This is a genomic window from Paraburkholderia gardini, assembly GCF_907164575.1.
GTDB classification, from domain to species: domain Bacteria; phylum Pseudomonadota; class Gammaproteobacteria; order Burkholderiales; family Burkholderiaceae; genus Paraburkholderia; species Paraburkholderia gardini.
The window spans coordinates 120,908-139,093 of record NZ_CAJQYY010000015.1 but is presented as its reverse complement, the minus strand read 5'-3'; the positions used below and the strand labels follow the sequence as shown (position 1 = coordinate 139,093).

At 62.5% G+C, this 18,186-nt stretch carries 19 protein-coding genes; 11 read left to right on the top strand and 8 right to left on the bottom strand.

What is annotated here, in order from left to right; all coding sequences use genetic code 11:
- Positions 1 to 50: 50 nt before the first annotated feature.
- The 3 genes from LPA34_RS14505 to LPA34_RS14495 are packed head-to-tail and all read left to right on the top strand — an operon-like array spanning position 51 to position 2,745.
- Entirely contained in the window at positions 51 to 896 is an 846-nt protein-coding gene (locus LPA34_RS14505; protein WP_228979225.1) for an FTR1 family iron permease, read from the top strand.
- Positions 893 to 2,302: a 4Fe-4S binding protein gene (locus LPA34_RS14500; protein WP_228979222.1), complete on the top strand. Its 1,410-nt coding sequence runs from the start codon at positions 893 to 895 to the stop codon at positions 2,300 to 2,302. The genes LPA34_RS14505 and LPA34_RS14500 overlap by 4 nt, the downstream gene beginning before the upstream one ends.
- 32 nt (positions 2,303 to 2,334) lie before the next feature.
- On the top strand, positions 2,335 to 2,745 hold the full coding sequence (locus tag LPA34_RS14495) for a GlcG/HbpS family heme-binding protein (protein ID WP_228979220.1): 411 nt from the start codon (positions 2,335 to 2,337) through the stop codon (positions 2,743 to 2,745).
- A 332-nt stretch (positions 2,746 to 3,077) separates the two neighbouring features.
- Here LPA34_RS14495 and hemP read toward each other — a convergent pair whose 3' ends face one another.
- The gene (gene hemP / locus LPA34_RS14490; protein WP_228979217.1) at positions 3,078 to 3,356 is read right to left on the bottom strand and encodes a hemin uptake protein HemP; all 279 of its coding nucleotides are present in this window, start codon (positions 3,354 to 3,356) and stop codon (positions 3,078 to 3,080) included.
- Between the two features lie 204 nt (positions 3,357 to 3,560).
- Positions 3,561 to 4,502, bottom strand: a complete 942-nt coding sequence (locus tag LPA34_RS14485; protein WP_228979215.1) for a LysR family transcriptional regulator — start codon at positions 4,500 to 4,502, stop codon at positions 3,561 to 3,563.
- 133 nt (positions 4,503 to 4,635) lie between these two features.
- Between LPA34_RS14485 and LPA34_RS14480 the strand changes: the two genes are divergently transcribed.
- From LPA34_RS14480 to LPA34_RS26985, 7 genes are all read left to right on the top strand, one after another.
- On the top strand, positions 4,636 to 5,499 hold the full coding sequence (locus tag LPA34_RS14480; protein ID WP_228979214.1) for an amidohydrolase family protein: 864 nt from the start codon (positions 4,636 to 4,638) through the stop codon (positions 5,497 to 5,499).
- Between the two features lie 172 nt (positions 5,500 to 5,671).
- On the top strand, positions 5,672 to 6,973 hold the full coding sequence (locus tag LPA34_RS14475; protein WP_228979212.1) for a dicarboxylate/amino acid:cation symporter: 1,302 nt from the start codon (positions 5,672 to 5,674) through the stop codon (positions 6,971 to 6,973).
- Between the two features lie 107 nt (positions 6,974 to 7,080).
- Positions 7,081 to 8,178: a porin gene (locus LPA34_RS14470; RefSeq protein ID WP_228979210.1), complete on the top strand. Its 1,098-nt coding sequence runs from the start codon at positions 7,081 to 7,083 to the stop codon at positions 8,176 to 8,178.
- Between the two features lie 105 nt (positions 8,179 to 8,283).
- Positions 8,284 to 9,309 (top strand): amidohydrolase family protein, encoded by a 1,026-nt coding sequence (locus LPA34_RS14465; RefSeq protein ID WP_228979208.1) that lies wholly within the window; start codon positions 8,284 to 8,286, stop codon positions 9,307 to 9,309.
- A gap of 2 nt (positions 9,310 to 9,311) precedes the next feature.
- Complete coding sequence (ligK, locus tag LPA34_RS14460) at positions 9,312 to 9,995, top strand: 4-carboxy-4-hydroxy-2-oxoadipate aldolase/oxaloacetate decarboxylase (protein ID WP_228979206.1); 684 nt, start codon at positions 9,312 to 9,314, stop codon at positions 9,993 to 9,995.
- 14 nt (positions 9,996 to 10,009) lie between these two features.
- On the top strand, positions 10,010 to 10,717 hold the full coding sequence (locus tag LPA34_RS14455) for a substrate-binding domain-containing protein (RefSeq protein WP_228979204.1): 708 nt from the start codon (positions 10,010 to 10,012) through the stop codon (positions 10,715 to 10,717).
- A gap of 297 nt (positions 10,718 to 11,014) precedes the next feature.
- Positions 11,015 to 12,574 carry a methyl-accepting chemotaxis protein gene (locus LPA34_RS26985; protein ID WP_324251744.1) on the top strand — a complete coding sequence of 520 codons (1,560 nt, stop codon included), beginning with the start codon at positions 11,015 to 11,017 and terminating at the stop codon, positions 12,572 to 12,574.
- A gap of 89 nt (positions 12,575 to 12,663) precedes the next feature.
- Here the strand turns inward: LPA34_RS26985 and LPA34_RS14440 are convergent, their stop codons facing one another.
- The 3 genes from LPA34_RS14440 to LPA34_RS14430 all read right to left on the bottom strand — a co-directional run bounded on the left by LPA34_RS14440 (position 12,664) and on the right by LPA34_RS14430 (position 14,673).
- Complete coding sequence (locus tag LPA34_RS14440) at positions 12,664 to 13,149, bottom strand: SRPBCC family protein (RefSeq protein WP_228979202.1); 486 nt, start codon at positions 13,147 to 13,149, stop codon at positions 12,664 to 12,666.
- A 67-nt stretch (positions 13,150 to 13,216) separates the two neighbouring features.
- Positions 13,217 to 13,615 carry an OsmC family protein gene (locus LPA34_RS14435; RefSeq protein ID WP_228979200.1) on the bottom strand — a complete coding sequence of 133 codons (399 nt, stop codon included), beginning with the start codon at positions 13,613 to 13,615 and terminating at the stop codon, positions 13,217 to 13,219.
- A gap of 185 nt (positions 13,616 to 13,800) precedes the next feature.
- On the bottom strand, positions 13,801 to 14,673 hold the full coding sequence (locus tag LPA34_RS14430; RefSeq protein WP_228979199.1) for a pirin family protein: 873 nt from the start codon (positions 14,671 to 14,673) through the stop codon (positions 13,801 to 13,803).
- 122 nt (positions 14,674 to 14,795) lie between these two features.
- Between LPA34_RS14430 and LPA34_RS14425 the strand changes: the two genes are divergently transcribed.
- The gene (locus LPA34_RS14425) at positions 14,796 to 15,806 is read left to right on the top strand and encodes a LysR family transcriptional regulator (protein WP_228979197.1); all 1,011 of its coding nucleotides are present in this window, start codon (positions 14,796 to 14,798) and stop codon (positions 15,804 to 15,806) included.
- A 352-nt stretch (positions 15,807 to 16,158) separates the two neighbouring features.
- On the opposite strand, the gene LPA34_RS14420 is transcribed toward LPA34_RS14425, so the two are convergent.
- From LPA34_RS14420 to LPA34_RS14410, 3 genes are read right to left on the bottom strand one after another with little or no spacing between them, the layout of a single operon-like run.
- Complete coding sequence (locus LPA34_RS14420) at positions 16,159 to 16,575, bottom strand: ExbD/TolR family protein (protein ID WP_228979196.1); 417 nt, start codon at positions 16,573 to 16,575, stop codon at positions 16,159 to 16,161.
- A gap of 13 nt (positions 16,576 to 16,588) precedes the next feature.
- The gene (locus tag LPA34_RS14415; RefSeq protein WP_228979194.1) at positions 16,589 to 17,320 is read right to left on the bottom strand and encodes a MotA/TolQ/ExbB proton channel family protein; all 732 of its coding nucleotides are present in this window, start codon (positions 17,318 to 17,320) and stop codon (positions 16,589 to 16,591) included.
- Between the two features lie 25 nt (positions 17,321 to 17,345).
- Positions 17,346 to 18,089, bottom strand: coding sequence for an energy transducer TonB (locus LPA34_RS14410; protein WP_228979267.1), 744 nt, complete (start codon positions 18,087 to 18,089; stop codon positions 17,346 to 17,348).
- Between the last annotated feature and the right edge of the window lie 97 nt (positions 18,090 to 18,186).

Below are 18,186 nucleotides of genomic sequence, written 5' to 3'. Positions count from 1 at the left end.
GGGGCAGTGTAGCGGCCCGTGGCATGCGCAAACGAGCGGGAGAAATTTCGATGGGTCAGGTGTTGTTCATCGTATGGCGGGAAAGTGTCGAGGCGCTGCTGGTCGTCGGCATCCTGTACGCGTGGCTGAAAAACGGTGATGAAAGCGCGCGGCGCGGGCTGCCCTATCTGTGGGCGGGTGTCGCGGCAGGCGTGCTCGCGGCGGTGGCGCTCGGCGCGGCGCTCGTCGGTTTCACGGAAGTGCTGTCGGGTGACGCGCAGGATTATTTCCAGACGGCGATGGTGCTGGTCGCCTGCGTGCTGATCGTGCAGATGGTGCTGTGGATGAAGCAGCATGGCCGCACGCTCAAGCGCGACATGGAAAAGTCGCTGGAAAAAAGCACCCAGGACGCGAACTGGTGGGGTGTGGCGGTGCTGGTCGCGCTGGCGATCGCGCGTGAAGGCAGCGAGACGGTCATTTTCCTTTACGGCCTTGGGTTCGGTCAGTCGGGGCACGTCGATGCGAGCCAGTATCTGGCGGTCGCGATCGGCCTCGCGCTGGCGTTCCTCACGTTTTATCTGCTTCAGCTCGGCGGCAAGATCTTCTCGTGGCGACTCTTTTTTCGCGTAACGGAAATCATGCTGCTGTTTCTCGGTGCGGGTCTGTTCCAGACGGGCGTCGACAAGCTAATCGACAAGGAAATCCTGCCGACGCTCGTCGACCAGGTGTGGAACACGTCCGCGATACTCGACGATTCGAGCACGTTCGGCTCGCTCGTCGCGACGCTTACCGGCTATCGCGCCCATCCGGCGTTGATGAATCTCGTGGCTTATGCGGTTTACTGGGCGGTCGTCTGGCTGCTGGTGCGCCGCGCGAGTCGCGGCCCGGTGCAACGGCAGGCGGGACGCGCGGCATGAGCAGCCTGGTATCCACGGGCCGTTCCGGCCGGCTTGCGCAGGCCGGCCAGTGGATGCAGCGCCACGGCGCTGCGATCCGCGGCGTCCAGTGGGTCGTCGTTGCGGTCTATGCGTTCCTGATTATGGTGCCGGCCGTGATGCCGCTGCCCGATGATACGGCGCATCTGTGGAACAACCTGACGCTTGCCGCGCAGTTCGTGTTCTGGGGTATCTGGTGGCCGTTCGTGCTGCTTTCGATGGTGATGCTCGGTCGTGTGTGGTGCGGCGTGTTGTGCCCCGAAGGCGCGCTCGCCGAATTCGCCAGCAAATACGGACGCGGCCGGGCGATCCCACGCTGGATGCGATGGGGCGGCTGGCCGTTCGTCGCCTTCGGGATCACGACGATCTACGGCCAGATGGTCAGCGTCTACCAGTATCCGAAGGCTGTGCTGCTGGTGCTCGGCGGCTCGACGTTCGCGGCCATGATCATCGGGTTGCTATACGGGCGCGAAAAACGCGTCTGGTGTAAATATCTCTGCCCCGTCAACGGGGTTTTTGCACTTCTGGCGCGGCTCGCGCCGTTTCACTTCAAGGTCGATGAAGAAGCGTGGCGCCGTTCGTACAAGGAAGGCGAGCACGGTCATCGTGTGGTCCCGATCAACTGCGCGCCGCTTCTGCCATTGCGCAACATGAAGGGTGCCGCGGCGTGCCACATGTGCGGCCGTTGCAGCGGACACCGCGACGCGATCGCGCTCACGTGGCGTTCACCCTCGAGCGAGGTGGTCGATCTCGGCGACAAACAGGCGAGCGCGTGGGACACCGCGCTCATCCTGTACGGCCTGCTCGGCATTGCGATCGGCGCGTTCCACTGGACCGGCTCGCCGTGGTTCGTCGATCTGAAAATGTTCTTCGCGACGTGGCTCGTCGATCACGACATCACGTGGCCGCTCGCAACCAACGCGCCGTGGTTCCTCTTCACGCACTACCCGGAACAGAACGACGTGTTCTCGTGGCTCGACGGCTCGATGGTGATCGGCTACATCGTGGCCACGGGCATGGTGTACGGCACCGTGCTGCTGGCGCTCCTGATGGTCGGCACGCGCGTGCTCGGCCGTTTTAGCTGGGTGCGCCTGCATCACTTCGCGCAGGGGCTCATTCCGATCGCCGGCACGGGCGTCTTCCTTGGCCTGTCGGCCACCACGCTGTCATTGCTGCGCGCGGAACACGTACCGCTGTGGTGGGCGTCGGATGTGCGGATCGGGATTCTCGTCATCGCCAACGTCTGGAGTGCGTGGCTCGCGTGGCTCGTCACGCGCCGCTATAGCGCGCGGCTTTTCCAGCGCAGCCTTGCGATGGTATGGTTCATGGCCGCGCTAGCGGTCGTCGACAGTGCGTGGTGGCTGATGTTCTGGGGCTGGACGCGCTGACGGCATTTACAGTCCAGAACCGAGGTCAGATCGTGAGAACCAAACCCGCATTAACCGACGAAGACGTCAGGAAAATGGCCGCCGCCGCCGAAGCGCACGCGGCGGCGAATCAGTGGAACGTGACCGTCGCGATTTTCGACGATGGCGGTCATCTGCTCTATCTGCATCGCGGCGACAACACCGCACCCAGCACGGTCGACATGGCGATCGGCAAGGGCCGCACCTCGGTGCTCGGCCGGCGCGAAACGAAAGTCTACGAAGAGATCATCAAGCAGGGCCGCACGGCGTTCCTGAGCGCACCGCTTGTCTCGATGGTGGAGGGCGGCGTGCCGATCGTGGTCGACGGCGAAGTGGTGGGCTCGATTGGCGTCTCGGGCGTGAAGTCGGAACAGGATGCCGCGATCGCGCGTGCGGGCATCGCGGCGCTCGGACTGACCGGTTGATCTGCCTTTTCATGGCATCCGCCGTGCCGGATCGATAGCCGTAGACAGCGAAACGCACTCGCAGCAGCCAGAAGAAAAAGCCGTGTGGATGATTTCATCCACACGGCTTTTGCGTTGCGTTTCAATCAGTCGCGATGCGCGTGTTGCGTACTTTGCGCCCGCACTGCGGTGAGAACCAAAAAAGCGGCCTGGCTGGCTGCGACGGCTGGCCTGGTGTCTGCACGAAGGGGTCTAGATCTCGCGTGCAAGCCGTCGATGGCTGGCTACTGCCCAACACCTCCCGGAGAGGTGGTCCCCACAATACCCGGTACGTACTGAATCTGGTTTGCTGCTTACTTCGTCAGGATCAGCTTGCCGAGCCGCGTGGCCCGAAGCTGATACGTTTCGCCGTTATGCATGATGCTGACGTGGCTGCGCCCCTGCAATAACGACTCACTCGATACGCTGCGCCCGGCTGACTCCGGCGCGCTCTGGTCCGGACCTTCGCTCCGGCTGCGACTCCGGTCACCGTCGAGGTCGCGCCCCGGCATGGCGGGCTTCGGGCGGCTGGTCAGCATGGCGTTCGGCGAGCGGCGCAGGCTGAGCGTGGAAGAACGCGTGAAGTCTGTCATTCGTGGCATCGGTTGGTTGATTCGATGGATTGATTTTAAATGATAACAATTCCTATTTACAATGTTGAGTAATTCATCGGATTCCGGTTTTGATAGGGAGAGCCGTAGGCGTCGCGCAAAATAAAGTTGTCATCGGGGAGACCACCCCAAGTGGGCGCGACAAACGGGTTCGCGGGGAGCAGGTCCTTTCATCGGCGAAGGCTCTCATCCAGTTTTCGCCGGAGCCTGCCCATTGCCGTAGAGCGGCAATATTCTGGATTCGAGCATTGCGATCGCCTGGATTGCCAGTTGTGACAGCGTGTGTTTGCTGCTGGTCGCGATCGCAAGACGGCTGAAGAGCGTCGGCTCGGTAATGCGGGTCACCTGGAAGCGGCGCTTGAGTACGTCACTGGTGGTCGCGTTAAGTGACAGCACCGCGTAGCCGATGCCCTCGTTGACGAGGTCGAGAATCGAGGTCACTGCGTCGACCTCCAGTTCGATCCGCAACCGTACGCCTTGCTCCGCGGCAGCCGCCTCGACCATCCGTCTGATCGCATGCATACGGCCGGGGATGACGAGCGGGTAGCGCGCGATCTCCCGCAGCGCGATCGTCGTGATGGGCTCGTGGTCTGCCTCCGTGAATCTGTCGCCACTGTCCGGGCCGATCAGAAACAGTTCTTCAGTGAAAATGGTTCGCTTGTCGATCAACGGCGTATCGAACGTGTCGTACAGAACTGCTACGTCGATACGGCCCATCATCAGCCATTCGACCAGATAGGTCGACAGGCCTTGCGCCACCGAGATGGTCGCGCCGGGAAACGAAGTGCGAAAACCCCGCACCAGATCATGCGTGGCGACCCTCGCAAAACTCGGCGTGATGCCAATGGCGAAATGGCCGCCCGACGCGCCATGCAACTCGTCCAGATCCTGCGAGGCACGCTGCACCTGCTGCAGGATGCCCTTCGCATGCGCGAGCATCCGCTGACCGGCCGGCGTGAGCGTCACGCCGCGGCCGTTGCGTTCGAGCAGCGTGTGCCGCAACTCGACCTCCAGATGTCGTACGAGCCGGCTCAAGGCAGGCTGGTTGGTGTCGAGCGTAATCGCCGCGCGCGTAAAACTGCCGAGCTCGGCGACGTGAACGAAGGCTTCGAGTTGCTTCAGGTCCATTTTGCATTGCCTATGCGAAATTCACATATCAGCTAGTTGGGTATCGAGATTGTAGCGAGCCATCCATGCGGCCACAATGCGTATCACCAGAGAAAGTCGCGCCTTGTCGCACATGAAATCGAGACAACGTTCCATGAAATCCTGCCTGCCACCCGATCCCCATCCCGTTCGACCCGTTCAGCGCCTGCCCGCCGGCGCCTGCGACGCACACTGCCATGTATTTGGCCCTGCCGACGTGTTTCCGTACGCGCCGGACCGCAGCTATACACCGCCCGACGCGCCTTTCGAGCGCCTTGTCGCGCTGCATGATCATCTCGGCGCGAGCCGCGGCGTGATCGTGCAGGCCAGTTGCCACGGCACCGACAACACCGCGATGCTGGATGCGATTGCACGCGGCAACGGACGCTATCGCGGCGTCGCGATCGTCGACGGCGATGTCACCGACGAGCAGCTGGAAGATCTCGATGCACGCGGCGTGCGCGGCGTGCGTTTCAATTTCGTCGCCCATCTGGGCGGTGCGCCCGATCTCGACGTATTCGACCGCGTGCTCGAACGTATCGAGCGGCTCGGGTGGCACGTCGTACTGCATCTCGACGCGCAGGACATCCTGCAATACGCCGGGCGGATCGCGCGCATCAAGGTGCCGTTCGTCATCGACCACATGGGCCGTGTGCGTGCGGAAGCCGGGGTAGAGCAGCAGCCGTTCAGGCAACTGCTCGAACTGATGCGCAATCCGCTCGCATGGGTCAAGGTGTGCGGCGCCGAGCGCGTGTCCGCGGGCCGCCGTCCGTTCGACGATGCGATTCCCTTCGCGCGCGCGCTGATCGAAGCCGCGCCGGATCGCGTGCTGTGGGGCACCGACTGGCCGCATCCGAACATCAGCAAGGACATGCCGAACGACGGCGAACTGGTCGATTTGCTGTTCCGCTTCTGTCCGGACGCGGCGCTGCGCGAACAACTGCTCGTTACGAACCCGGCACGGCTTTACGGATTCTGAGCGAACTGTTCGTTTCGCTCTCTTTTGAACTGCCACATCAAGAATGGCAGACAGGCGAAAATCCAGGGTTGACCGGCTTTTCGCTCCAACATTCATATCAGGAAACCACGATGACCGACATGCATCTCCACGCGGCCCTTGCGGCCATTCCGGCCGATCAGGGAGCGGCGTCATGAACGACAGTGCCGTGATGGCCTCTCCCGCACGCAGCGCGAAGAAGCCCTTCTATCGCTCGCTGTATTTCCACGTACTCGTCGCGATTCTTCTCGGCGTGATGCTCGGCCATTTCATGCCGACACTCGCCGTGCAGATGAAGCCGCTCGGCGACGCGTTCATCAAGCTCGTCAAGATGGTGATCGGCCCGATCATCTTCTGCACGGTGGTCACCGGCATGGCCGGCATGGGTGACATGAAGAAGGTCGGGCGTGTCGGCGGCAAGGCGCTGCTGTATTTCGAAGTGGTGTCGACGCTGTCACTCGTGATCGGCCTCGTGATGGGGCATCTGTTTCATCCCGGCACCGGCTTCAATCTGGATCCCGCCACGATCGATACCAAGGCGCTCGCCGCCTACACGACCGCCGCGCATCATCAGAACACGGTCGAGTTTCTGATGCATATCATTCCCGACACCGTGTTTAGCGCGTTCTCGACCGGTAACGTACTGCAGATCCTGCTGATCTCGGTGCTGTTCGGCGCCGCGCTCGCGGCGATGGGAGAACACGGGCGGCCGCTGGTTCGCATGCTCGATCAATTTGCGCAGACGTTCTTCGGCATCGTCCACATCATCATGAAGGTTGCGGCGATCGGCGCGTTCGGCTCGATTGCGTTCACGATCGGCACCTATGGTATCGGCGCCGTGGTGCCTCTGCTGAAGCTGATCGGCGCGTTTTACGTGACGCTCGTTTTCTTCGTGCTGGTGGTGCTCGGTGTGATTTCGCGCATGCTCGGCTTCAGCATCCTGCGCTTTCTGGGCTATATCCGCGAGGAAATCCTGATCGTGCTCGGCACGAGTTCGTCCGAGGCCGCGCTGCCGCAGATGCTCGAAAAACTCGAACGGCTAGGCTGTTCGAAATCGGTGGTGGGTCTCGTGATTCCGGCCGGCTATTCGTTCAATCTCGACGGCACCAATATCTATCTGACGATGGCCGTGCTGTTTATCGCGCAGGCCTTCAACATCGAACTCAGCCTGACGCAGCAACTGACGCTGGTGGGCGTCGCGATGCTGACGTCGAAAGGCGCGAGCGGCGTGGCTGGGGCAGCCTTCGTGATGCTGACCTCGACGCTGCTGGTGTTCCCGATTATTCCCGTGTCCGGCATGGTGCTGATTCTCGGCATTCATCGCTTCATGGGAACGGGGCTCGCGATCGCCAACACCATCGGTAATGGTGTCGCCACGCTGGTGGTGTCCGCGTGGGAGAACGAACTCGATCGTTCGAAACTGAACGCAGTCATGTCGCACCGACGCACCGACTGAACGGCCGTCAGGCAAAAAAACGGAGTGTTTGCTGGCTGCGTGCGCTTTTCGCGCACGCAGCGGGAGTCGCTCGCGCAAAAAATTACAAACTGGTTTAGAGACAAAACATGACGACAATAAAAAATAGCCGTACCCGTACGCTTCCGAAACTCAACGCGGCACGCTTTTCCGTGGCATTGCTCGCGGTCAGCGGGCTCGTCGCACGCACCGCATACGCCGACGATTCGAAGGCCGTGGCTGGCACAGCGGCGATCCCATCCTCTTCGGTGCAGATGTATGGATTGATCGGCATGTATATCGACAGTTCGAGACTGAGCACGGCGCGGGCAAGCACGGTACAGCTGGCGGGCGGCGGAATGACAACGTCGTTCTGGGGCCTGCGTGGCCGCGAGGACATTGGCGGCGGCAATGCGGTGATCTTCGCGCTCGAAAGTTTTTTCAGGCCGAACACGGGGCAGATGGGCCGCAACACGACGGATGGCCTGTTTTCGCGCAACGCCTATGTCGGATTGACCGGGGCATACGGCACGTTCAAGTTCGGTGAACAGACCAATCCGACCTATATCAATCAGCAGCTCGTCAATCCGTTTGGCTCGTCAGTGGTGTTCTCGCCGTTGATCGTGCAGTCGTACACCGCGAGCTACAACAATACGGAGATCGGCGACACCGTCTGGGACAACGCCGTCGAGTATGTTTCACCCAGCTATGGCGGACTCAAGGCTACGGCGATCTACGGCGTCAGCAGCACGACTGGGCATCAGGGCCGCGACAACATCGGTTTGCACCTGACCTACGCAAAGGGACCGTTGACAGCTGTGTTCTCCGCGCAGCGCGTACGAACAGCAGCGGTCGCGCCGTCGACCGGACAGGACCTTTACCTCGCGGGCGCGGCCTACGACTTTAACTTGATCAAGCTCTATGGGGCCGCGCAGATGACCAGTAACCACAATGTCGAGACCGGCTCGCATACGTATGAACTGGGTGTTTCCATTCCGTTGACGCCGTCGAACAAGATTATCGCCGAGTGGGCGCGGACCAGACATAGCGCGCCGCTGAACGGTAGCAACGTGCGCAATACCGGATCCATCGCGTACGACTACATCTTGTCCAAACGTACGTATGTGTATGTGGTTTATTCGTACGACAAGCTGACGGCCAATCCATCGGGGAGTACATACGGCGTTGGCATGCAGCATACGTTTTAGGGCGAGGCACCTGTGTAGCAGACGAGTCTCGCTAGCGAAGCCGGCGCATCACACTCAAGTAATCGAGCGGTAATTCAATTAATTATCCAGTTATCCGGAGCGACGATGATCATTGATATCCACGGCCACTACACCACCGCGCCAAAAGCGCTGGAGGCGTGGCGTAACCGCCAGATTGCGGGCATCGGCAATCCGTCAGAGATGTCGAAGGCGTCCGGATTGCAGATCGGCGACGACGAACTGCGCGAGTCGATCGAAAGCAACCAGTTGCGGCTCATGCGCGAACGCGGCCTCGATCTGACGATTTTCAGTCCGCGCGCGAGCTTCATGGCGCATCACATCGGCGATTTTCAGGTCTCCAGCACGTGGGCTGCGATCTGCAATGAACTGTGTTACCGCGTAAGCCAGCTGTTTCCCGATCACTTCGTGCCGGCTGCGATGCTGCCGCAAAGCCCCGGCGTGGACGTCGCCACGTGCATTCCCGAACTCGTCAGGTGCGTCGAGGAGTTCGGCAACGTCGCGATCAATCTCAACCCGGACCCGTCGGGCGGTCACTGGACGAGTCCGCCGCTGTCGGATCGCTACTGGTACCCGATCTACGAGAAGATGGTCGAGTACGACATCCCCGCGATGATCCACGTGAGCACGAGCTGCAACGCGTGCTTTCACACCACCGGCGCACACTATCTGAACGCGGACACGACCGCGTTCATGCAGTGCCTGACATCCGACCTGTTCCGCGATTTCCCGACGCTGCGCTTCGTTATCCCGCACGGCGGCGGTGCGGTGCCCTATCACTGGGGGCGCTTTCGCGGATTGGCGCAGGAGCTGAAAAAGCCGTTGTTGAAGGATCATCTGCTCAACAACGTTTTCTTCGATACGTGCGTCTATCACCAGCCCGGTATCGACCTGCTCACGCGCGTCATTCCCGTCGACAACATCCTGTTCGCGAGCGAGATGATCGGCGCGGTGCGTGGCATCGATCCGGAGACGGGCCACTATTTCGACGACACGAAACGCTACATCGAAGCCGCGCATGTCGATGCGGATGAGCGTTACAGGATCTACGAAGGTAACGCGCGTCGCGTGTATCCACGTCTCGACGCGGCACTGAAAAAGAAGGGGATCTGATCATGTATGAACTTGGCGTGGTGTATCGCAACATCAAACGCGCGGACGGCGACGTCGCTACGAAGCTCGGCGCGCTCGGCTCGGCAACAGTCCACGAGGCGATGGGCCGCGTCGGCCTGCTGAAGCCTTATATGCGCCCGATCCATGCTGGCGCGCGCACGGGCGGCACAGCCGTCACGGTTCTGCTGCAACCGGGCGACAACTGGATGCTGCACGTCGCGGCCGAGCAGATCCAGTCGGGCGACATCGTCGTGGCGGCGGTCACCACGGACTGCACCGACGGCTACTTCGGCGATCTGCTCGCGACGAGCTTCAAGGCGCGCGGCGCGCGCGGGCTCATCATCGACGGTGGCGTGCGCGACATCAGCGAGCTGGCCTCGATGCAGTTCCCGGTGTGGAGCAAGGCGGTGTCCGCGAAGGGCACCGTCAAGGCGACGCTCGGGTCGGTGAATATTCCGGTGGTGTGCGCTGGAGCGCTGGTGAACCCGGGCGACGTCGTCGTCGCGGACGACGATGGCGTGGTCGTGGTGCCGGCAGCGGTGGCGCAGAAGGTGTTCGAGAAAGCGATCGCACGCGAGGCCAACGAAGGCGAGAAGCGCGCGAAGCTGGCCTCGGGCGTGCTTGGTCTGGACATGTACAGCATGCGTGAACCGTTGCGGCAGGCGGGCCTGCGTTACATCGATTGATGAGGGCGGCAAACATGGTCAAGGGTCCCACCACGGGCGAAGCGATCACCGGCATTTCCTCGATGGCCACGCGTCAGATACTCGCCGGGCTGGTCCCGGAATACGAGCGGCTGTCGGGGCAGCGGGTGACGATCGAGTCGATCGGAGGCGTTGCCGCCGCCCGGCGCGTTCAGGAAGGCGAGCCGTTCGACGTCGTCGTGCTGGCGGCCGACGCACTCGACAGGCTGGTCGAAGCCGGCCGGATTGATCCGGCCAGTCGGGTTGACGTGGCCCGTTCAGGCGTCGCGGTCGCGGTGGCGGCCGGTGCGCCGCGGCCCGACATCGGCAGTGAAGCGGCCGTTCGCGACGCGATTCTGGCCGCGCGCAGCATCGGCTATTCGACGGGGCCCAGCGGTGTGCATCTGAGCCGGCTGTTCGAGCGCTGGGGTATCGCGCAGGCCATCGCGCCGCGCATCGTGCAGGCGCCGCCAGGCGTTCCGGTGGGCATGCTCGTCGCGCGCGGGGAGGTCGAACTCGGTTTCCAGCAGTCGAGCGAGTTGATGCACGTGTCGGGCATCGATGTTCTCGGACCGCTGCCGCCTGAAATCCAGATCGTCACCGTTTTCTCGGCGGCCATCTGCATGCTATCCAGACAAAAAGATGCGTCGTGGGCACTGCTCTCATTTCTGGGCTCTCCCGCGGCGGGCCCCGTCAAGCTTCGTCACGGCATGGAGCCGGCATGACAGATGACGTTGCTTGACCCTGCCGTGGACGTGACCGCGGCGTCCCTCGCCGGGCAGGCGTCGCGGCTACATCCGTGTGGGAAGCGTCATCGTGAGAGCGTAGCCGCGAGTGAATCGCCTCGTCGAACGGACACCCGCCCGGTGTATCGCAGGCCATCTGTGCATCGCGTCGGCCTCGCGCGACATATCGAATGTATTTGTTTGCCGTCCCGTCCCGGTAATCCGGCCGGGACGTATCGAGCGGGCTTGCTTAAACACTGTTGCCCCTATCGCGACAGCTCATGGAACAAGGGTTGCATGAAACTCGCCACCAAACTCTGGATTTCAACCGCGCTGCTGCTGATGCTGATTTTCGGCATCGTTGGCTTGTCGATGTGGCGGTTCGCGAGCATGGAGGTGCAACGGGAAACCTCGCTGAAAATGCTGTCGGCGAAAGTGACTGTTGCTTACGCGTGGTCGAAGCTCGCGGACACTGCGGCAGTGCGCACGCAGGCAATGATTATCAGCGCCGATCCCGCGCTATCGGATGTCTTCAGCAAGGACAACGCCGCGACGATTTCCCGGATCGCCGCAGTGCAGAAGACGATAGCCACCCTCGCACACACCGCCGCGGACCGGAAGCAGTTAGACACGATCGCCGGATTGCGCAGGCAGGTGCTGGCAACCCGGGACAAAGTCGTGGCCATGCAATCCAGCGAGGCCGGAAAGCCGGCAGCGCTTGCCATGTTGCACGAGCAATACATGCCGGTTCAGACTGCTTACGGCAACGCGATAAGGACATTTGTCGAACTGCAGGAGCAGCAACTGGCGACGGCCCAGGCAGATTTCGCACGTCAGCGATACATCATCTTTGCGACAACGGCGATATTGATTGCAGTTCTCGCACTGAGCGTACTGACCGGTGCTGCTGCACTGATCCGGTCAATCCGCAGGCCTTTGCTCGAAGTCAGTCAACTGGCGGCGAGAATTGCACAAGGCGATCTGAGCGCGAAACTGACGGTGACCCGAGTCGACGAATTCGGCGAACTGATGGAATCCATCCTCGCGATGAGCCGCTCCCTGGAGGGCATCGTTCAGCGCATTCGTGCCGTGGCCGGGAGTATCGGTACGGCGTCGAGCCAGATTGCATCGGGCAATCTCGACCTGTCGCAGCGCACGGAGCAACAGGCGGCCTCGCTCGAAGAGACGGCGGCCAGCATGGAAGAGTTGACCGGCACGGTGCGGCAGAATACCGACAATGCGCGGCACGCCGGTACGCTTGCGTCGAGCGCCGTCGGCACGGCCGAACGGGGCAACGCGGTCGTGAGCCGGGTTGTCGCCACGATGGCCGAAATCAGTCAGAGTTCAACAAAGATCGGCGACATCATCGCGATCATCGAAGGCATTGCATTCCAGACCAACATCCTCGCGCTCAATGCGGCGGTCGAAGCTGCCCGGGCCGGAGAACAAGGCCGCGGCTTCGCTGTGGTCGCGGCAGAAGTGCGCACACTTGCGCAACGCTCGTCGTCTGCCGCAAAGGAAATCAAGGCGCTGATCGAAACGTCCGCTGAACGTGTGCGTGCCGGAAGTTTGCTGGTCGCGGAGGCCGGCCAGCGGATGAATGAGATCGATACGAGCGTGCGGCGCGTGACAGATATCATGGGTGAGATATCCGCTGCTTCGACCGACCAGCAAACCGGTATCGAGCAGGTTGCACTGGCAGTCACGCAGATGGACGAAGTGACCCAGCAGAACGCCGCGCTCGTCGAAGAAGCGGCGGCCGCCGCGCAGTCGCTCGAAGAACAGGGGCGCGACCTGAAGGCGACCGTCGAGGTATTCAGATTGTCGGACTACAAGCTTGCCGCGGGCAATGCGTGAGGCGTGTCTCGCGGTAGCCAGGGTCCGATCAAGCAAGCGGCGCATCGCGACGGTCGCAGCGGGCCGTCGCACAGGCAGGCGCCATGAAATCAGTGCAACTGGCCCGGCGCCTGGCCACCGCCCTGCACGTACTGACGGATGAGGCGGACCGTGTCGATGTCCGACTCGCGATAGGCCGATTTCACGATCTCGCTGGTGGTGCGTTCGTCTTCGGTATCGGCGGCCGGCAGCGTGGTTTCGTACTTGAAGCGCAGGAAGAGCTGCAGGCCGTCGGGCTGCTCGATCGACATCGTGAGCGATCCGCCGACATAGGATTGCGTCGCGAGAATGTCGTAACGCACGCTTTCGTCCGCCGTGAGCGTGACGCGGTCGCGCACGGTCGCCTCGCCGTAATGCAGTTCGCGCTCGAGCGTGCTGTCCGTACGCGAGAGGATCGTGCAACTGTCGAGACCCAGCACGAAGAGCTGCGGCTGTTCGGCGCGTAGCACAAGCCCTTCCCATAACTGCTCGCGGGTCATGATTTCGACGAGCGGGTTCATCGGGTCGTTGATCTGGATCAGATGTTCGAAATTCAAAACGACTGCTTCCTCTTAAGACGCTGCGCAACCGGTATCAACAATCGGCGCCGGTTATGCATGGGTATCAGGCCGCGGTGAGTCCGGTGCGCACCGAGATCGGACGTGTCAGGATCTTGTGCACCGGACATGCATTGGCTATTTGCAGGAGCCGTTCCCGCTGCTCGCCGGAGAGGTCGCCTTCGAGCGTGACCTTGCGATCGATTGTCGTGCCTTCCTCGCCGGTCTCGATCGACAGCGTCACGCGCACGTCGGCGAGCGGCCAGCCCTTGCGCTGTGCGTACATCTTCAGCGTAATCGACGTGCACGCGCCGAGGCTCGACAGCAGCATCGAAACGGGCCCCGGACCGCGATCGCCGCCGCCGAGTGATTCAGGCTCGTCGGCGATCCATGTGTGGGCGCCGTCGTCCAGCAGGACCTGGAAATTCGTCGAACCAATGTGGGCGGTGACTGCGGGCTCTACCATGCGATCTCCTGCGGGAAAACGGTTGGGTGCCGCGCGGGGCACGTCAGGCGCGGCATGAGCCGTTATTGTGAACGAATTTGTGAAGCTTCGGGCCGCGCCCCTTTGCAGGGTGCCGGGGCGCCGTCGCGCCTGCCGGCGGCAGACGGGCAGGACAACACCTGCGAGGTGTGCGGCGTGCGCCGCGATCAATGCGTGATCTGTCCCATCCGGCCGGCCTGGTAGTCGATGACCGCCTGACGGATTTCTTCTTCGGTATTCATCACGAACGGGCCGTAACGCACTACGGGTTCGTTGAGCGGCACGCCGCCCAGCAGCAGGACGTCGAGCGGTTCTTCGCCGGCGGCGAGCGTCACGGTGTCGCCGTCGTCGCCGAATACGACCATCGTGCGTGCATCGACGTCGCGACGCGCTTCGCCGTACAGGCCCTTGCCGGACAGCCCGTAGGCGAACACGCGGAAATCGCGCGGCACCGGATGCACGATGCTCGCACCCGGTTGCAGCGTGAAATGCTGATACAGGATCGGCGTGCGCGTTTCGATCGGCGCCTTCACGCCGAGCGCCTCGCCGGCGATCACCTTCACACGCACGGTGCCGTCCGCCGAAGTCGCGACCGGAATGCCCGCCGACGGCATTTCCTGATAACGCGGCGCGATCATCTTGTCGCGCCGCGGCAGGTTCACCCACACCTGCAGGCCATGCACGCGGCCGCCCGTGGCGACGAACGATGGATCGGGCATCTCGCTATGCACGACGCCGGCGCCCGCCGTCATCCATTGCACGTCGCCCTGGCGCAGCGTGCCCGAGTGGCCGGCGGAATCCTTGTGGCCGAATTCGCCTTCAAGCACATAGGTGACCGTCTCGAAGCCGCGATGCGGATGATCCGGCGCGCCTTTCGCTTCGCCGGGTGCGTAGTCGACGGGACCCATCTCGTCAAGCAGCAGGAACGGATCGAAATCCATCAGCATGCGCGTCGGAAACGGGCGATGGACGATGAAGCCACCACCCTCGGTCGTGCGAAGCGCGGGATACGTGCGTTCGATCGTGCGTGTCGTGCTCATCAAAGTCACCTCGAAAAATGGGGAATAGCATCATTTTTGAAACATAGCGCTATTATAGGGACGCATTTTCGCGGTGCCAGCCGCCGTCTCGCAATGGATTGTTCTATGAGTGGAACGATGAAATGAAGATCGATTCGCATAACCTGAACGACCTGATGTACTTCTCGCAGGTCGTCGAGCACGGGGGATTCTCGGCGGCGGAGCGGGTGCTCGGCATTTCGAAGTCGCGCCTGTCACGCCGTCTGACCGAACTCGAAGCGTCGCTCGGCGTGCGGCTGTTGCAGCGTTCCACGCGCAAGCTCGCGCTCACGGAAGCCGGTCAGCTGTTCTACCAGCATTGCCAGGCGATGCTCACGGAAGCGCAGGCGGCCGTCAACGTGGTCCAGCAGTTGCGTTCGTCGCCGCGCGGCACGGTTCGCGTGAGCGTGCCGGTTACGGTCTCGCAGACGATCCTCTCGGAAATCATGCCCGAGTTCATGCATCGCTATCCCGAAGTGCGTGTCGTGATGCGGGTGACGAATCGCGTCGTCGATCTGTACGAGGATTCGATCGACATCGCGTTGCGCGTGCGCTCGGAGCCGCCGCAAAGCGCCAACATCGTGGTGCGGCCGCTGTGGCGCACACAGCAGATGCTGGTCGGCGCGCCGAGCCTCCTGAACCAGAATGCGCCGCCGCTGGAACCGGCCGACCTCGCGCGCTTCGAAACGCTCGATACGCCGACCACCGACGGGCGTCACGTGTTCACGCTGATCGCGCCCGATGGCACGCGTCACCTGCACGAACACGAGCCGCGTCTCGTGAGCGCCGACCTGATGATGGTGCTCGAAGCGGTGCTGGCGGGCGTGGGTATCGCCGCGTTGCCGGAGATGATGTACGGCGCGGCGTTACGCTCGGGCAAACTTTCGCCGGTGATGCCGGGCTGGACACTGCCGACGCCGCAGCTCTACGCTGTGTTCGTCTCGCGGCAGGGGATGGTGCCGGCCGTGCGCGCGTTCGTCGACTATCTGGTCGAGATGCTCGATGAGCGGAGCGGTGCGTACATGATGAGGGAGTGCCCGGATAGCCGGCCCGAGCCGCGTGCGCTGAAAGCAGCAGACGCGCCGAGAGCGGCAGATATCGCTTTTGGCATTTAAGCGCGGGCAGTGATCGGTACTTTCAATGGCCGTTTGCTTGAATGCGCGCGCTGACGGGCCTATAGTGAAATCCCTTCGCTAAGGAGTCTCTTATGCGAAAACTCATGGCCGCTATCATAGCGAGCCTGATAGGGCTGAGCGCGCTGTCCGTGTCGACCACGGCTGTCGCATGCGGTGACTCCGGCTATTCTCATGGCAAGTGATCCCGCCGCCCGAAGGCGCCGAGTGCGCACAAAAAAAGGCCTTCATCTGACGATGAAGGCCTTTTACTTTATCCGTCGCGTTTAGCCCCTGGTTTTAGCCCTTGAATACAGGGGTTTTCTGCTCCCGGACGCTGCAACGAAGCAGCATATTACTTCTTCGGCTCGGTGACGAAACCGATCTTCGTCAGACCGCCCGCCTGCGCCGCGGACATCACTTCGGCGACCTTTTCATACGCGACCTTGCGATCCGCGTTCAGATGCAGTTCCGGCTGCGGCGTGACCTGCGCGGCGGCTGCGATCTTCGCGCGCAATGCGTCGTCGGTGACGGGCGTGTTGTCCCACAGAACGGTGCCGTCGGCCTCCACGTTGACGGTGACCTGCGCGGGCTTCGTCTCTTCTTTCTGGCTGCTCGCGTGCGGCAGGTCGATCTTCACCGCGTGGCGGATCACCGGAATCGTGACCATGAAAACGATCAGGAGAACCAGCATGACGTCGACGAGCGGTGTCATGTTGATTTCATTCATCAGACCATCTTCATCGTCGCCGGCAAAGGGGCTCATTGCCATGGAAATGCCTCGCTCAGTGGGTGCGCGCGGCAAGACGCAGGCCGTCGCCGCGCTTGCTCGACGACAGGCGCGCGCCCGTCACGAAGAATGCGTGCAGACCATGCGCGAAACGGCTCAGCTTGCTCACGACGGCCTTGTTCGCGCGCGTCAGTGCGTTGTAGCCGAGCACCGCTGGAATCGCGACGAAAAGACCGAACGCCGTCATGATCAGCGCTTCGCCGACCGGCCCCGCGACCTGGTCGATCGATGACTGACCCGACGCGCCGATCGCCAGCAGCGCGTGATAGATGCCCCACACCGTGCCGAAGAGTCCCACGAACGGCGCCGTGCTGCCGATCGATGCCAGCACAGCGAGACCGCTCTGCATGCGCGCGATGCTTTCGTCCATCGTGTCTTTCAGGCAGCGCGTGACCCAGTCGGACACGTCCATGCGGTCGTGCAGATGAGGCTGCGTCTGATGATGGTGATCGGCGGCTTCCTGGCCCGCCAGCGCGAGTGCGAGGAACGGATTGTCCTGCGGCGTCGAGGCGTGCGCGCCGAGCTTCTTCACGCCGTCAGCGAGATCGTCCGAATGCCAGAACGCCTGTTCGGCGTTCTTCGTCAGGCGATTCAGACGCATGACGTTCCAGCTCTTGATGACGATAACCGTCCACGACAACACCGACATGATCACGAGCGTGAGCGCGATCCCACGCGTCACGAAATCCCCTTGCGCCCATACGTGGGCGATACCGTAGTTTTGCATTGCAATTCCTTTGTGAAAATCTGGATCAGTCGGTCAGGCTGAATGAGAAAGGCTGGGTATAGGCCGCGCGGATCGCCTCGCCGTTTTCGACGTACGGCTTGCACGAACTGCTGTGCATCGCGGCGAGCGCGGCGTCGTCGAGGCGGCCGAAACCACTGCTTTTCTTCAACTCGATGTTTTCGATCTTGCCGGTCAGCCCGACGACGAACCTGACCATCGCCGTGCCGGTTTCGTTGCGGCGTTTCGACAGCACCGGGTAATCGGGCTGCGCGATGCTGCAATCGAGATGGGCGACGTTCTTCGGTGCGGAAAGCGCCATCGTCGGTTTGCCGGTTGCGGGCGCGGCTGCTTCGGCCGGCGCCGGTGCCGGTGTGGCAGGCGCGGCGGGTGCCGGCGGCGCGGGTTGTGGCGTGGAGATCTCGTGCTGCGATGGTGCGGCGGCTTCCGGCAGCGGCGTTGGTGTCGGTCTGGACACCGGGCGCGGCTGGACCTTCGGTTTCAGATGCGGCACGGGTGGCGTGGGTTTGGGCGGCGTCGGCGTCGACTGGATCGCGGCCGGCGCGGCGACGGGCGTCGGGCTCAGCAGTTCGGCGGTGATCGTGCGCGACTCGAGCGCGCGTGGCACCGGCTCGTCGCGGGCGATCAGGACGGCCACCAGCAGTGCGGCGTGCAGCGCGACGACAATAGCGGTCGCCGTGACGATGCGGGGACTGAAGCGGGCGGGCTGGGCCGGCGAAAGCCCGGCAGGGAGGTTGTACGAAGCCTGCATGTTAGCGGGGCCAGACGGCATCGGACGTGCCGCCGATGCAATACTGCGGGCGAAACGACGTCATTTTCGGAAGATCAGCAATGAGATGCACAGGGTA

What these genes read in the sequence shown, in the direction of transcription:
- LPA34_RS14415 (WP_228979194.1), bottom strand. Translation starts at nt 17,320, where the DNA reads ATGCAAAACTACGGTATCGCCCACGTATGGGCGCAAGGGGATTTCGTG.
- LPA34_RS14485 (WP_228979215.1), bottom strand. Translation starts at nt 4,502, where the DNA reads ATGGACCTGAAGCAACTCGAAGCCTTCGTTCACGTCGCCGAGCTCGGC.
- LPA34_RS14430 (WP_228979199.1), bottom strand. Translation starts at nt 14,673, where the DNA reads ATGAGCACGACACGCACGATCGAACGCACGTATCCCGCGCTTCGCACG.
- LPA34_RS14505 (WP_228979225.1), top strand. Translation starts at nt 51, where the DNA reads ATGGGTCAGGTGTTGTTCATCGTATGGCGGGAAAGTGTCGAGGCGCTG.
- LPA34_RS14410 (WP_228979267.1), bottom strand. Translation starts at nt 18,089, where the DNA reads ATGCAGGCTTCGTACAACCTCCCTGCCGGGCTTTCGCCGGCCCAGCCC.
- hemP (WP_228979217.1), bottom strand. Translation starts at nt 3,356, where the DNA reads ATGACAGACTTCACGCGTTCTTCCACGCTCAGCCTGCGCCGCTCGCCG.
- ligK (WP_228979206.1), top strand. Translation starts at nt 9,312, where the DNA reads ATGTATGAACTTGGCGTGGTGTATCGCAACATCAAACGCGCGGACGGC.
- LPA34_RS14420 (WP_228979196.1), bottom strand. Translation starts at nt 16,575, where the DNA reads ATGGCAATGAGCCCCTTTGCCGGCGACGATGAAGATGGTCTGATGAAT.
- LPA34_RS14475 (WP_228979212.1), top strand. Translation starts at nt 5,672, where the DNA reads ATGAACGACAGTGCCGTGATGGCCTCTCCCGCACGCAGCGCGAAGAAG.
- LPA34_RS14480 (WP_228979214.1), top strand. Translation starts at nt 4,636, where the DNA reads ATGAAATCCTGCCTGCCACCCGATCCCCATCCCGTTCGACCCGTTCAG.
- LPA34_RS14465 (WP_228979208.1), top strand. Translation starts at nt 8,284, where the DNA reads ATGATCATTGATATCCACGGCCACTACACCACCGCGCCAAAAGCGCTG.
- LPA34_RS14470 (WP_228979210.1), top strand. Translation starts at nt 7,081, where the DNA reads ATGACGACAATAAAAAATAGCCGTACCCGTACGCTTCCGAAACTCAAC.
- LPA34_RS14455 (WP_228979204.1), top strand. Translation starts at nt 10,010, where the DNA reads ATGGTCAAGGGTCCCACCACGGGCGAAGCGATCACCGGCATTTCCTCG.
- LPA34_RS14425 (WP_228979197.1), top strand. Translation starts at nt 14,796, where the DNA reads ATGAAGATCGATTCGCATAACCTGAACGACCTGATGTACTTCTCGCAG.
- LPA34_RS14435 (WP_228979200.1), bottom strand. Translation starts at nt 13,615, where the DNA reads ATGGTAGAGCCCGCAGTCACCGCCCACATTGGTTCGACGAATTTCCAG.
- LPA34_RS14500 (WP_228979222.1), top strand. Translation starts at nt 893, where the DNA reads ATGAGCAGCCTGGTATCCACGGGCCGTTCCGGCCGGCTTGCGCAGGCC.
- LPA34_RS26985 (WP_324251744.1), top strand. Translation starts at nt 11,015, where the DNA reads ATGAAACTCGCCACCAAACTCTGGATTTCAACCGCGCTGCTGCTGATG.